Raw genomic sequence first — 12,973 nt, 5'->3', positions numbered from 1 at the left:
ATGGCACTGCAGAGCATGCAGATCACGGCGGTGACGGCGATGCGGGCCCGCGACGTGTCGCGGCCGTCGAAGGAGCAGCAGGAGGCCGCCGACAGGCGGCCCCTGCGTGACGAGATGCCGAGGCGCGAGCCCCGGCGCAGGACGTAGGGAGGCTACGGCAGCGAGGGGAGCTGGCCGATCGTCTCGTAGCTCTCGACCTGGGCGATGCGGCGGCTGTGCCGCTCGGCGCCGGAGAACGGCGTGGCCAGGAACACCTCCACGAACCTGGTCGCCTCCTCCGTGGAGTGCATGCGGGCGCCGACGCTGACGACGTTGGCGTCGTTGTGCTCGCGGGCGAGCCGGGCCGTCTCCTCGTTCCAGGCGAGCGCGGCGCGGATGCCGCGCACCTTGTTGGCGGCGATCTGCTCACCGTTGCCCGATCCGCCGATGACCACGCCGAGGCTCGCCGGGTCGCCCGCCACGCCCTCGGCCGCCCGCAGGCAGAACGCCGGATAGTCGTCCTCGGCGTCGAGGACGAAGGGACCGCAGTCGGTCACCTCGTGGCCGTGGTCCTTCAGCCAGGACACGAGATGGTTCTTGAGCTCATAGCCGGCATGGTCGGCACCGATGTAGACACGCACCCGTCCAGTCTTCCACAGCACCGCGCGAGGAGCTGTGGTCGGCGCGGCGGCTCGCTACAGTAAGGACTGCTAACCAAGACCGCCCCTTACGGAAGTTGAGCATCCATGCGTGAGATCCGCGTGATCGGCGACCCGGTCCTGCGTACGGCCGCCGAGCCCGTCGAGGGCTTCGACCGGGAGCTGCGCCGCCTGATCGACGAGATGTTCCAGGCGATGTACGCGGTGGACGGCGTCGGCCTGGCCGGCCCGCAGATCGGCGTGTCGCGGCAGCTGTTCGTCTACGACATCAGCGGGCGCAAGGGGCACGTGATCAACCCGGTGCTGACCGTCGACGACCCCGAGGAGATCCTCGACGAGGAGGGCTGCCTGTCGGTGCCCGACCGGAGGACCGGGACGCCCATCTACGCGCCGGTCGCCCGGGCCGCCGGGGTGACGGTCGAGGGCCTCGACCGGCTCGGCCGCCCGCTGCGCGTCAAGGCCCGGGGCTCGCTGGCCCGGTGCTTCCAGCACGAGACCGACCACCTCGACGGCAGGCTGTACGTCGACCGGCTCCCCAAGAACGAGGCGCGCAAGATCATTCTCAAGGCGTAGATTGACGGCATGAGCGTACTCGCGGGCAAGGGCGCACTGGTCACGGGCGGGTCCCGGGGCATCGGCAGGGCGATCGTGGAGCGGCTGCGCGCCGACGGAGCAGAGGTGGTCTTCAGCTACCTCGGCAGCGCGGAGACGGCGGCACGGGTCGCCGACGAGACCGGGGCGCATGCCGTACAGGCCGACCAGGGCGTCAAGGAGGAGCTGGAGAGGCTGTTCGCCGAGGCGGAGAAGCTGCTGCCCGGCGTGGACGTCATCGTCTCCAACGCGGCCGAGGGCGGGCTGGGGACCATCGCGGAGGTGCCGGAGGAGACGTACGAGCGGGTGTTCGCCGTCAACGCCCGCGCCACCTTCCTGGCCATCCAGTGGGCGTCCCGGGTCATGCGCGACGGCGGCCGGATCATCACCATCTCCACCCTCAACACCGCGATCCCAGCCCCCGGCATCGGCCTCTACGCGGCCAGCAAGGCGGCGGTCGAGCAGTTCGCCAAGGTGGCGGCGCGCGAGCTGGGCCCCCGCGGCATCACCGCCAACACCGTCTCGCCCGGCGCCACGGACACCGACATGCTGCGCTCCAGCAACCCCCCGGAGGCGCTGGAGCGGGCGACGGCGCTCACGGCGCTGGGACGGCTGGGACGGCCCGAGGACATCGCCTCGGTCGTGGCGTTCCTCGCCGGCCCGGACAGCGGCTGGATCACCGGCCAGAACCTCCTGGCGACCGGCGGCATGATCCTCTAGTCACAGCTGGAGGGACTTGAGTTCCAGGTACTCCTCCAGGCCGGCCTCGCCCAGCTCCCGGCCGATGCCCGACTGCTTGTAGCCGCCGAACGGGGCCGAGGGGTTGAAGCGGCCACCGTTGATCATGACCTGGCCGGTGCGCAGGCGGCGGGCCACGGCCAGGGCGCGTTCCTCCGTGCCCGCCCAGACGGCGCCCGACAGGCCGTAGCGGGTGCCGTCGGCGATGCGGACGGCCTGCTCCTCGGTGGTGTACGGGACGATCGACAGCACCGGGCCGAAGATCTCCTCCTGCTCGATGGCCATGCCCGGCTCGACCCCGGCGAAGACGGTGGGCTCCACGTAGTAGCCGCGCGGCAGGGGCCGCTCCGTGCCGCCCGTGACCAGCCGGGCACCCTCCTCCTGGCCCCGGTTGATGTAGCGGATGACGCGGTCGCGCTGGACGGCCGAGACGAGCGGGCCGAGGCGGGTGGCGTCGTCGAGCGGGTCGCCGACGGTGTACGAGCGGGCCGCCTCGACGGCCAGGCCCACCGCCTCGTCGTACTGGTCGCGATGGACGATCATGCGGGTCCAGGCGGAGCAGGTCTGGCCGGAGTTGACGAAGCAGTTGGCGACGCCGGATTTGACGGCCGTGACCAGGTCGGCGTCGGGCAGGATGACGTTGGCGGACTTGCCGCCCAGCTCCAGCGCGACGCGTTTGACGCCCTCGGCCGCCAGCGCCGCGACCCTGCGGCCGGCGGCGGTCGAGCCGGTGAAGGACACCATGTCCACCTCGGGGTGGGCCGCCATGGCCTCCCCCACCACGGGCCCGCGCCCGCTGACCAGGTTGAACACCCCGGCCGGCAGGCCCACCTCGTCGAGGATCTCGGCCAGCGCGTACGCGGCGAGCGGCGCCACCTCGCTCGGCTTGAGCACGACCGTGCAGCCCGCGGCCAGCGCCGGCGCGACCTTGCAGACGACCTGGTGCAGCGGGTAGTTCCACGGGGTGATCGCGGCGACCACGCCGACCGGCTCCCTGAGCACCAGGGAGTTGCCGGTGCGCGTCTCGCGCGGATGACTCTCGGCCAGCCGGGCGTAGGAGGCGAGCACCCCGGCGGGCATCAGCGTCTGCACCTTGAGCGCGAACCGCAGCGGCGCCCCCATGTCGGTCGCGATGACATGGGCGACCTCGCGGGCGCGCCGTTCGAGCAGCTCGGCCGCGGCGGCGAGGAGCTTGGCGCGCTCCGCGGGATCGGCGCCCGACCAGGCGGCAAAGGCTGCGCGCGCGGCCAGCACCGCGGCCTCCACGTCGGCCGGCGCGCCCGCCGGCACCCGGCCGATGATCTCCTCTGTGGCCGGGTTGACGACGTCGATCGCCTCACCCGAGACCGACGCGGTCCAGGCACCGCCGATGTACAGCTTGCGCATGGCCCCATACTCGCGCGCCGCCCCCGACTTGGCGAGGGCGTGCGCATGACTGGGGTTCGTCAGGAAGGTACGGGACTGTACCCCGGAGGGAAGGACATCGCCCCGGGCACCGGCGGAGGCGCGTCAGCCGGAGCGGGTCAGTCGAAGCGGGGCGACCTCGTGCGGGTGCGCTTGAGCTCGAAGAAGTCCTCGAACGCCGTCACCAGGAGCACGCCGTCCCACAGCCGGCCGGCCTCCTCGCCGCGCGGGACGCGGGTGATGACGGGGCCGAAGAAGGCGTTGGCGCCGACGCGGATGATCGGGGTGCCGACGTCCTCGCCGACGAGGCCGATGCCCTCCTCGTGGGAGGCGGCGATGGCGTCGTCGAACTCCTCGGACTCCATGGCGGCGACCACCTCGGTGTCCAGGCCGACCGCCGCCAGGGACTCCTCCGCGATCTCACGGTAGAGCTCCGGCCGCTTGGACCTGCCCTCGTTGTGCAGGCGGGTGCCGAACTCGGTGTAGAGCGGGCCGGTCACCTGGTCGCCGTACTTCTGCTGGGCGGCGGCGATGACCCGGACGAGCCCCATGGCCCGCACGGTGCGCTCCTTGTACTCCTGGGGGACGTCCTTGTCCTGGTTGAGCAGTTTCAGGCTCATGAGGCGCCAGCGCGGCTCGATGGGGCGAACCTGTTCCACCTCGATCAGCCAACGCGAGGTCGCCCAGGCGAAGGGGCAGGAGGGGTCGAACCACAGATCGGCGGGAGTCCTCGTAGTCATGTATGGCCATAACCTGGGAACGTCGGTCTCCTATTCCACGTGACAGGATGCCGACTACCCCGACGGAGTGGTGAAAAGGAGCACAACTTGGCAGGCAACCTGACTCGGGACGAGGCTCGCGAGCGCGCCCGGCTGCTGAATGTCGAGTCATACGAGGTCGCCCTCGACCTGACCGAGGGGGACGAGCGGTTCGAGAGCGTCACCACTGTCCGCTTCGCCGGCACGCAGCCCGGCGCGTCCACCTTCATCGACCTGCACGGCGCGCGGGTGCGCCGCGTCACGCTCAACGGCGAGGACCTCGACGTCTCCGCCTACGACGCCGACAAGGGCCGCTTCCCGCTGCCCTCCCTGGCCGGGACCAACGAGCTGCGCGTCGACGCCGACTGCGCCTACATGCGGACCGGCGAGGGCCTGCACCGCTTCGTCGACCCGGTGGACCAGAAGGTCTACCTGCACAGCCAGTTCGAGACGGCCGACGCGCACCGCATGTACGCCTGCTTCGACCAGCCCGACCTCAAGGCCACCTTCCAGCTCACCGTGCTCGCGCCGGCCGACTGGGAGGTCGTCTCCAACGCCGCCGCCTCCAGCGTCGAGGACCTGGCCCCGGAGGGCGGCAAGCACGGCGCCGCCCAGCCCGCCAAGCGGTGGGAGTTCCCGCCCACGCCGGTCATGTCCACGTACATCACCGCGCTCGTGGCCGGTCCGTACCACAAGGTGACCTCCGAGCACGACGGCATCCCGCTCGGCATCTACTGCCGCGCCTCGCTCGCGGAGCACCTCGACGCCGACAACATCCTGGAGGTCACCCGGCAGGGCTTCGACTTCTTCCACAAGGTGTTCGGCGTCCGCTACCCGTTCGGCAAGTACGACCAGCTCTTCGTGCCGGAGTTCAACGCCGGCGCGATGGAGAACGCCGGCTGCGTCACCTTCCTGGAGGACTACGTCTTCCGCTCCCGGGTCACCGACGCGGTGGTCGAGCGGCGCGCCGAGACGATCCTGCACGAGATGGCGCACATGTGGTTCGGCGACCTCGTCACCATGCGCTGGTGGGACGACCTGTGGCTGAACGAGTCGTTCGCCACGTACATGTCCGTGCTCGCGCAGGCCGAGGCGACGCGCTGGGGCGGGGGGGCGTGGACGACGTTCGCGAACGTGGAGAAGTCCTGGGCCTACCGCCAGGACCAGCTCCCCTCCACCCACCCCATCTCCGCCGACATCCCCGACATGCAGGCGGTCGAGGTCAACTTCGACGGCATCACGTACGCCAAGGGCGCCTCGGTGCTCAAGCAGCTCGTCGCGTACGTGGGGCTGGACAACTTCCTGGCCGGCGTGCGTGACTACTTCAACGAGCACGCCTGGGGCAACACCGAGCTGAAGGACCTGCTCAACGCCCTGGAGCGGACCTCCGGCCGTGACCTGTCGTCCTGGTCGAAGGAGTGGCTGGAGACGGCCTGGGTCAACACCCTGCGCCCCTCCTTCACGCTGACCGACGACGGCCGCTTCGACAGCTTCGAGGTGCTCCAGGAGGCCCCGGCCGACTACCCGACGCTGCGCTCGCACCGCGTCGCGATCGGTCTGTACAAGCTGGACGGCGACGTGCTCACCCGGGTCAAGCGGGTCGAGCTCGACGTCGTGGGCGCTCGCACGGCCGTTCCCGAGCTGGCCGGCGAGGAGCAGCCCGACCTGGTCCTCGTCAACGACGACGACCTGACGTACGCCAAGATCCGCCTGGACGAGCGGTCGCTGCGCACGCTGGTCGACGGCGGCATCGCCCGCTTCACCGAGTCGCTGCCCCGCGCGCTGTGCTGGTCGGCGGCCTGGGACATGACGCGCGACGGCGAGCTGTCCACCCGCGACTACGTCCGGCTCGTGGTGTCGGGCGTGGGCACGGTCAAGGACATCACGGTCCTGCAGGCCGTGCTGCGGCAGGCACGGATGGCCGTGCAGCAGTACGCCGACCCGGCCTGGCGGCAGGAGGGCCTGGCTCTTCTGGCCACCGAGCTCCGGTCGCTGCTGGAGGGCGCCGAGCCGGGCTCTGACCACCAGCTCGCGTTCCTGCAGGCGTTCGCGCCGGTGGCCACCTCCGAGGGCGACCTCGCGCTGCTCAGCGGCATCCTCGACGGGTCGGCGGTGCCCGCGGGCCTGACCGTGGACACCGACCTGCGCTGGACGCTCGTCCACGCGCTGGTGTCGGGCGGCGTGCTCGGCGAGGCGGACATCGAGGCCGAGCTGCGGCGCGACCCGACCGCCACCGGCGAGCGGTCCGCGGCGCTGTGCCGGGCGGCCGTGCCGACGGCCGAGGCCAAGGCGGCGGCCTGGGCGGCCGTCGTGAGCGGCGGGCTGGCCAACCACATCGCCCGCACCACGATCACCGGGTTGCAGGACCCGCAGCACGTCGAGCTGCTGGAGCCGTACCGCGACAAGTACTTCGCCGAGGTCGGGCGGATCTACAAGGAGTGGACCTTCGACCAGGCGTCGACGTTCGCGGTCGGGTGCTTCCCGTCGCTGCTCATCGAGCCGGAGACGGTGGAGGCGGCCGAGCGCTACCTCGCCGAGCACCAGCCGCCGCAGGCGCTGCGCCGGCTGATCCTCGAAGGGGCTGACGGCGTCAGCCGCGCGCTGCGCAACCGGGCCAAGGACGCGGAGTCCGCGGCGTAGCGACCGGTGTCGCGAGGGTCCCGTGCCCCGTGCCGGGGCCCTCGGCCTTTCCCGCCGCGGTGGGCCGCCCGTGGCGGATTCCGGCCTGGTCATGGGCCTGCCGGTGTTAGCCTCGAAGGCGTGCTCGGCTCCGGGACCACGCTCAACGACCGCTACGTGCTGGCCGACCGCGTCGGCGGTGGCGGCATGGGCGAGGTCTGGCGCGCCGCCGACACGGTTCTCGGCCGCACCGTCGCCGTCAAGGTGATGATGCCCGCGCTGGCCGAGAACCCGGCGTTCGCCCGGCGGTTCCAGAACGAGGCCCGCGCCATGGCCACGCTGCGGCATCCCGGCGTGGTCGACGTCTACGACTACGGCACGTGCGAGGTCGCCGGGCGGCGGATGAGCTTCCTGGTGATGGAGTACGTCGAGGGCGAGTCGCTCGACCGGATCCTGCGGCGCCGGGCCCTCGACCCGGCCGAGACCATGCGGCTGGTGGCCGAGGTGGCCGACGCGCTGGGCGCCGCGCACGCGCAGGGCATCGTGCACCGTGACGTCAAGCCGGCCAACCTGATGATCAGGCCCGACGGACGGGTCGCGCTCACCGACTTCGGCATCGCGCACTCCGTCTCGGCCGGTCAGCTCACCGCCACCGGCGCGATGCTGGGCTCGGCCGCCTACTGCGCCCCCGAGCTGGCCACCGCGAGCGGCGTCACCCCCGCGGTCGACGTCTACGCCCTGGGCGTGGTGGCGTACGAGTGCCTGACCGGGCGGCTGCCGTACGAGGGCGACACGCCCGTGCAGATCATCTACAAGCACCTCCACGCGCCCGTCCCGGCGCTGCCGCCGGAGATTCCCGCGGGGCCACGGCAGGTGGTCCAGCGGGCGCTGGAGAAGGCGCCCGACATGCGCTGGCCGTCGGCCGCCGAGCTGGCCGGCGCGGCGCGGCGGGCGCTGGCCGAGCCGGGCGCACGGCTCTCCTCGCGCCGGCGGCGCGGGCTGCTGAGCGCGCTGGCGTCGGTGGCCGCGGCCGTCACGGTCAGCGTGGCCGTCGCCGGGTCCGTCTGGACCCGCGACCAGAGCGCCGCCGACCCGATCACGAGCCCGACGCCGGCCGCCACGACGAGCCGGACGACGACCGCGGCCGACCCGCCCGTGACGCGCCACCCGTCCGCGCCCCCGCCCAAGACCGGCGTCAGCGTGCGGCCGAGCGGCACGCCCACGCCCGCCACCCCCACGGTCACGCCGACGGCGCCCACGCCCACGGCGACCCCCAGCACGACCCCGCCCACGACGACGCCGCCGCCCACCACGCGCGAGCCCGAGCCCACCCAGGAGCCGACGACGGCCGACCCGCAGGAGCCGACTCCCGAGCCGTCGGCCACCAGGGAGCCCGGCGACATCCAGTGCATCCGCGCCCCCTGTCCCTGACCTGCCTGAAGGGTCCGGGGTCTGCGGGCATCGGCGGGAAAGGCCGGCGATGATCTGCTTGACGCGAAACGGGCGAGGCGCCCCGCTTTGCCGGAGGACGGGTCGGCCCCGTGAGAGAGTGACCACGTGAAGTCCACGCGCGACCTGCTCGTCACCCTCGCCCGCCGCCACGCGTTCGCCGACCTCGGGGCGCTCGCCCCGTCGGCCGAGGTGGCGGATGTGTGCGAGTTCGGGCAGCGGCTGCTCTCCCTCGACGCCGAGGACTTCGCGGCGGAGGCCAGGGCCGTGCCCGCGGAGCTGAGGCGGCAGGCCCGGGCGTGCCACATGCCGCAGACGCCCCGCGAGCAGCCGAGGGGGGCGCTGGAGTCGCTGCGGCCCGCGTACGGGCTGCTGCTGGAGGTCATCGCGATCCGCTGGCGGCGCCGCGAGCTGAGCCCGATGATCGCCGCCGTGCACATCGCCAGCGAGTACCTGCCGCTCCTGGCGTTCGAGCCGCAGCTCGGTCACGCGGGCGACCCGGTGCGCTGGCCGGACGGCCTGAGCGCCCCGGGCAGCCGCTTCGGCGTGATCGGCGACCGCGACTGCGACCACACCAAGTCCGAGCAGTCGGCCACCAACCGGACGCTCCGGGTCGCGGTCGAGCCCGCCGAGGGCTGGCGCGCCTACTTCGACCGGCAGCACAGCCAGGTGGCCGGCGCACTGGCGGTGTGCGTCTCCACCTGCCGCAACCCGTGCACGGCGATGCACTGGATCCCGCCGGAGCCGCGCGCCGACCTCGGTCTGCGGGCCCGCACCGCGCTGGCCTTCGCCGAGACCCCGCTGGTACGGCTGCGCCACGCGGCGCCGGTCGGCCACGGGTTCGGCGTGCCGTCGCCCGAGGAGGTGCTGGAGGCGTGGGAGCGCAGCCGCGCCGCCCTGGACAAGAACGCGATCGGCGCAGCCGCCTCGAAGGACGACGGGTTCCCGCTGCCGGGGCTGCCGTCGCTGTTCTCGGCGATCGCGGACGCGGCGATCGCGCCCTCGACGCTGATGGCGGGGGTGAGCGAGCACGTCGTCGCCCTGCTCGACCGCCTGCCCGACGACGCCGTCTGACGACGTCCCAGCCTCGGCACCCCGGCGAGTCGGATAGCTCGTGAAAGTATCCCACGTTACGCCCACCAGGGATCTCTGGCGAGGAACGTAATAGATACCCGGAAATCCGGCGCGGGACACGGTGACCTGAGCCATAAAACTATGGACGGACCAACACTAGGAATCGACGATCTCCACGGGCTACGGTGAATCGCGTGGACTCCGACCACCAGCGAGAAGACGGTCACAGCGCCTCGCCCATCTGGGTGAGCGACCGACCAGAGACCGAGACCGACGCCGACCCGGCCGCCGCCGGGCAGAGCGGCGCCGAGCGATCGGCGGCCGCGTCCGTGCCCGCTTCCGTCCCCGTGGTCCGCGCCTCCCTGCGCGGCCTGATCCAGCAGCCCCGCTACCGCTCGCTCCGCAACCGCGCGCTGCTGGCGGTCGCCGTGGCGCTGGTCGCGGGCTTCCTGCTCGCCGACTGGCGGCTGGGCGTGACGGCGGGCGTCATCGCGGCGATCGCCGACGCGGTCTACCGTGCCCGGTCGAGCTCGACCGTGCCGGCGTGGCGGCGCGCCTCCGTCGCGGAGCGGCGCACCGAGGCCCAGCTGCGCAAGCTGGAGCGCAACGGCTACCGCACCCTGCACGCGAGGGCGATCCCCGGCACCGAGGCGCAGATCGACCACCTCGTCGTCGGGCCGACCGGCGTGTACGCGGTCGACTCGGAGAAGTGGGACAAGCAGCTGCCCGTCCGCGTGCAGATGGGCAAGAAGCTCTACCACGGCCCGTTCGACAAGAAGGCCCGCATCGCCGAGGCGAAGATGGAGGCGTCGGCGGCCAGCGAGCTGATCAGCAAGGTGTACGGCCGCGAGGTGCAGGTCGTGCCGTCCCTGGCGATCTACGGCCCCGCGGTGCCCTGGAAGATCATGACGATCCGCGGGGTGGACGTCTACGAGGGCGGCCGGGCCCGCAAGTGGATCACCAAGCGCGAGCGCGCGCTGACCGACGCCGAGATCGAGCGCCTGTACGAGATCGCGGCCGAGGTGCTGCCGGCCCGCTACGGCGAGGACTGACCCCGCCCCGTGGCGCGGCGGGCCGTCATCTGATCCGGCCGTGCAGCAGCTCGGCCAGGGTGGCGTGGGTCCGCTCCACGGGCCGGTCGGGGTAGAGCGCCCGCCGTTCGATGGAGACCGTCAGCACCATGCCGAAGACGGCGGTGGCGGCGGTCTCCACGTCGAGGTCGGCCCTGACCTCGCCGGCGGCGGCGGCCCGGCGCAGCACGCCCGCGTACACGCCGAGCGCCTGCTCGCGCAGCTGCGCCACCGCCTCCTGCCAGGCGGTCCGCCACATCTCGGCCAGCAGCACCCGCGCGAGCGGGCCGTGCTCCTCGAAGAAGCGCAGCTGGCCCAGGACGACGGAGTCGAGCGCCTCCAGGGCGGTCCCGCCGGTGTCGGCCGCCGCCAGGGCCTCGGCCAGCCGGCCGATCGAGTGCTCCAGCAGCGCGCCGAACAGCCCCTCCTTGCTGCCGAAGTTGTAGAACACGGTGCCCTTGGCCACCCCGGCCCGCTCGGCGATGGCCTCGACGGTCGTGGCGGTGTAGCCCTGCTCGGCCATCAGCTCGATGGCGGCCGCGAACACCTTCGACCGGGTGTCCTGCCGGCTCACAGCGCCAGCTCCGGGTGCAGCCGCTTGACCGTCCATGTGCGGCCGCGCTGCACGGCGAGGGTGGTGAGCGCGATGCCCAGCACGAGGAAGGCGGCCAGCACGCCGCAGGCCTGCCAGACCACGGTCGGGTCGCCGCCGCTGATCAGCCGGCGCAGCGCCGCGACGACCCAGCTCATCGGCAGCCACGGCGAGATGGTCTGGAAGAAGCCGGGCGACGTCTCGATCGGGTACGTGCCGGCCGCCGAGGTGAGCTGGAGCATCAGCAGCGCCAGGGCCACGATCCGGCCGGGCGGGCCGAGCAGCGCGTTGACCGCCTGCACGACCGCGAGGAAGGCCGCGGCGGCCAGCAGGAGCAGGCCGACCACGCCGGCCCAGTTCGCGGCCTGGAGGCCGAGGCCGAACCGCAGCACGGCCGCGAGCACGCCGACCTGCGCGGCGCCGAGCGCGACCGCCGGGAACCACCCGGACAGCGCGATCCGCAGCGCGCCCGACGTGCCGGCCAGGCGCCGCTGGTTGAGGGGCTTGAGCACCATGTACGCGATCATCGCACCGACCCAGAGGGCCAGGGGCAGGAAGAACGGGGCGAAGCCGGTGCCGTAGTTGGGCACCTCGTTGTCCACGTCCTTGTCCAGGTGCACGGGGTCGCTCATCATGTCGGCGCGGGCGTCGCGCTCCTGGGCGTCGTAGTCGGGGATCTGCTTGGCGCCGTCGCCGAGGCCGTCGGCCAGGTCCTTGGAGCCCTTGGCGAGCCGCGACAGGCCCTTGTCGACCTGGCCGGCGCCGTCGTGCAGCCGGTCCACGCCCGTGGAGAGCCGGTCGGCGCCGTCGCCGAGCCGGGTCAGGCCGCCGTCGAGCTGGGTGAGTCCGCCGGTGACCTGGGCGGACCCGGCGCGCAGCTTGGTGGCGCCCCGGTAGAGCTCGTCGGCGCCCCGGCCCGCCTTGCCCACACTGCTGTCGATCTTGGCGGCGCCGGCGGCGAGCTTGGCCAGGCCGGCGTCGAGCTGGTCGACCTGCCGCCTGACCTCGTTCACGCGCGGGCCGAGCTGCGGGGCCACCTGAGCGATCCTGCGGGCGCTGGCCGCCAGCTCCCGGGCGCCGGCGGCCAGCTCGGCGGCCTCGGGGTCCTGGAGCCGGTCGGCCTGGTCGGCGACCCGCTCGGCGGCACTGGCCACCTGCGGGCCCCACTCGTTGAGGAGGGGGACGTACTTGTCGGCGATCTGGTCGACGGTGCGGGTCTGGGCGCGGACCTTGGCCGAGGCCTCCCGCGCGCCCTGCCGCAGCGGGGCGGTGCCCTGGCTGCGCAGCTTGGTCAGGCCGCCGCGCAGCTGCCCGATGCCGCGCTGGGCCTGGGTGATGCCGTCTGTGACCTGCGCGGAGCCGTCGCGCAGGCGGGCGGTGGCGCTGCCCGCGGTGTCGAGGCCGGAGGAGAGCTGCCGGGCGCCGCTCTCGGCGGTGCCGAGGCCGTCGTTGAGCTTGGAGACGCCGTCGCCGGCCTTGACCGTGCCGTCGTGGAGCCGGTCGGCGCCGTCGGCGGCCTCGGTGGTCTTGTCGTGGATGTCGCCGATGGAGATGAAGACCCGGTCGAAGTAGCCGTGCACGGCGGTGCGCTCGGCGGCGGCCCGCACCTCGTTGAACACGGCGTCGGAGATGCTGCCGACGATGTAGCTGCGTCCCGTGTCGACGCGGACGCCGAGCTGGGCGGGCTCGGGCGTGCCCGTGTCGTCGGCGGGCGAGGCCAGCCGGGAGCTGAAGTCGGCGGGGACGGTCAAGGACAGGTAGTAGCTGCCGTCCCTGACGCCGTCGGCGGCCTGCCGGGGGGTCGCCTCGTGCCAGTTGAAGACGTGGCGCTCCCGCAGCTCGTCGGCCAGGTCCTGGCCGGCGTGCAGGGTCTTGCCGCCGGCCGTCGCGGGCCGGTCCTCCATGACCAGCGCGACGGGCACGCGGTCCAGGTTGCCCTGCGGGTCCCAGAACGACCACAGGTACAGCCCCGCGTACAGCAGGGGCAGCACGACGACCGCCGCCAGCGCCAGCCTGGGCAGTCTCGACCGCAGCATGCCT

The 12,973-nt window shown here is 73.0% G+C and carries 12 protein-coding genes; 7 read left to right on the top strand and 5 right to left on the bottom strand.

What is annotated here, in order from left to right; translation table 11 throughout:
• On the top strand, window positions 1-147 hold the full coding sequence (locus ACIBG4_RS35410) for a hypothetical protein (protein WP_310712270.1): 147 nt from the start codon (window positions 1-3) through the stop codon (window positions 145-147).
• Between the two features lie 5 nt (window positions 148-152).
• Here the strand turns inward: ACIBG4_RS35410 and ACIBG4_RS35405 are convergent, their stop codons facing one another.
• A complete protein-coding gene (locus tag ACIBG4_RS35405) occupies window positions 153-620 on the bottom strand; it encodes a ribose-5-phosphate isomerase (protein ID WP_310712269.1) in 468 nt (155 codons plus the stop codon).
• Between the two features lie 105 nt (window positions 621-725).
• Here ACIBG4_RS35405 and def point away from each other — a divergent pair, with 105 nt between their 5' ends.
• Window positions 726-1,211, top strand: coding sequence for a peptide deformylase (gene def / locus ACIBG4_RS35400; protein WP_397206058.1), 486 nt, complete (start codon window positions 726-728; stop codon window positions 1,209-1,211).
• 9 nt (window positions 1,212-1,220) lie between these two features.
• Entirely contained in the window at window positions 1,221-1,949 is a 729-nt protein-coding gene (locus ACIBG4_RS35395) for an SDR family oxidoreductase (RefSeq protein ID WP_397206056.1), read from the top strand.
• Here the strand turns inward: ACIBG4_RS35395 and ACIBG4_RS35390 are convergent, their stop codons facing one another.
• Complete coding sequence (locus ACIBG4_RS35390; RefSeq protein ID WP_397206054.1) at window positions 1,950-3,353, bottom strand: aldehyde dehydrogenase family protein; 1,404 nt, start codon at window positions 3,351-3,353, stop codon at window positions 1,950-1,952.
• 137 nt (window positions 3,354-3,490) lie between these two features.
• Entirely contained in the window at window positions 3,491-4,111 is a 621-nt protein-coding gene (locus ACIBG4_RS35385) for a disulfide bond formation protein DsbA (protein WP_397206052.1), read from the bottom strand.
• Window positions 4,112-4,198: 87 nt separating this feature from the next.
• Between ACIBG4_RS35385 and pepN the strand changes: the two genes are divergently transcribed.
• The 4 genes from pepN (at window position 4,199) to ACIBG4_RS35365 (ending at window position 10,323) form a co-directional block, all read left to right on the top strand.
• The gene (gene pepN, locus ACIBG4_RS35380) at window positions 4,199-6,769 is read left to right on the top strand and encodes an aminopeptidase N (RefSeq protein WP_397206050.1); all 2,571 of its coding nucleotides are present in this window, start codon (window positions 4,199-4,201) and stop codon (window positions 6,767-6,769) included.
• 120 nt (window positions 6,770-6,889) lie between these two features.
• On the top strand, window positions 6,890-8,179 hold the full coding sequence (locus ACIBG4_RS35375; protein WP_397206048.1) for a serine/threonine-protein kinase: 1,290 nt from the start codon (window positions 6,890-6,892) through the stop codon (window positions 8,177-8,179).
• Between the two features lie 126 nt (window positions 8,180-8,305).
• Window positions 8,306-9,271: a hypothetical protein gene (locus ACIBG4_RS35370; RefSeq protein WP_310712259.1), complete on the top strand. Its 966-nt coding sequence runs from the start codon at window positions 8,306-8,308 to the stop codon at window positions 9,269-9,271.
• Window positions 9,272-9,465: 194 nt separating this feature from the next.
• Window positions 9,466-10,323 carry a nuclease-related domain-containing protein gene (locus tag ACIBG4_RS35365; RefSeq protein ID WP_397206044.1) on the top strand — a complete coding sequence of 286 codons (858 nt, stop codon included), beginning with the start codon at window positions 9,466-9,468 and terminating at the stop codon, window positions 10,321-10,323.
• 25 nt (window positions 10,324-10,348) lie between these two features.
• Here ACIBG4_RS35365 and ACIBG4_RS35360 read toward each other — a convergent pair whose 3' ends face one another.
• Entirely contained in the window at window positions 10,349-10,915 is a 567-nt protein-coding gene (locus ACIBG4_RS35360) for a TetR/AcrR family transcriptional regulator (RefSeq protein ID WP_355441413.1), read from the bottom strand.
• Entirely contained in the window at window positions 10,912-12,969 is a 2,058-nt protein-coding gene (locus ACIBG4_RS35355) for a YhgE/Pip family protein (protein ID WP_397206042.1), read from the bottom strand. Before ACIBG4_RS35355 ends, ACIBG4_RS35360 begins: the two co-directional genes overlap by 4 nt.
• Between the last annotated feature and the right edge of the window lie 4 nt (window positions 12,970-12,973).

The sequence above is a fragment of the Nonomuraea sp. NPDC050383 genome (genome assembly GCF_044459125.1).
Classification (GTDB): Bacteria; Actinomycetota; Actinomycetes; order Streptosporangiales; family Streptosporangiaceae; genus Nonomuraea.
The sequence above is the reverse complement of the archived record's forward strand: the minus strand, read 5'-3'. Positions and strand labels throughout refer to the sequence as shown.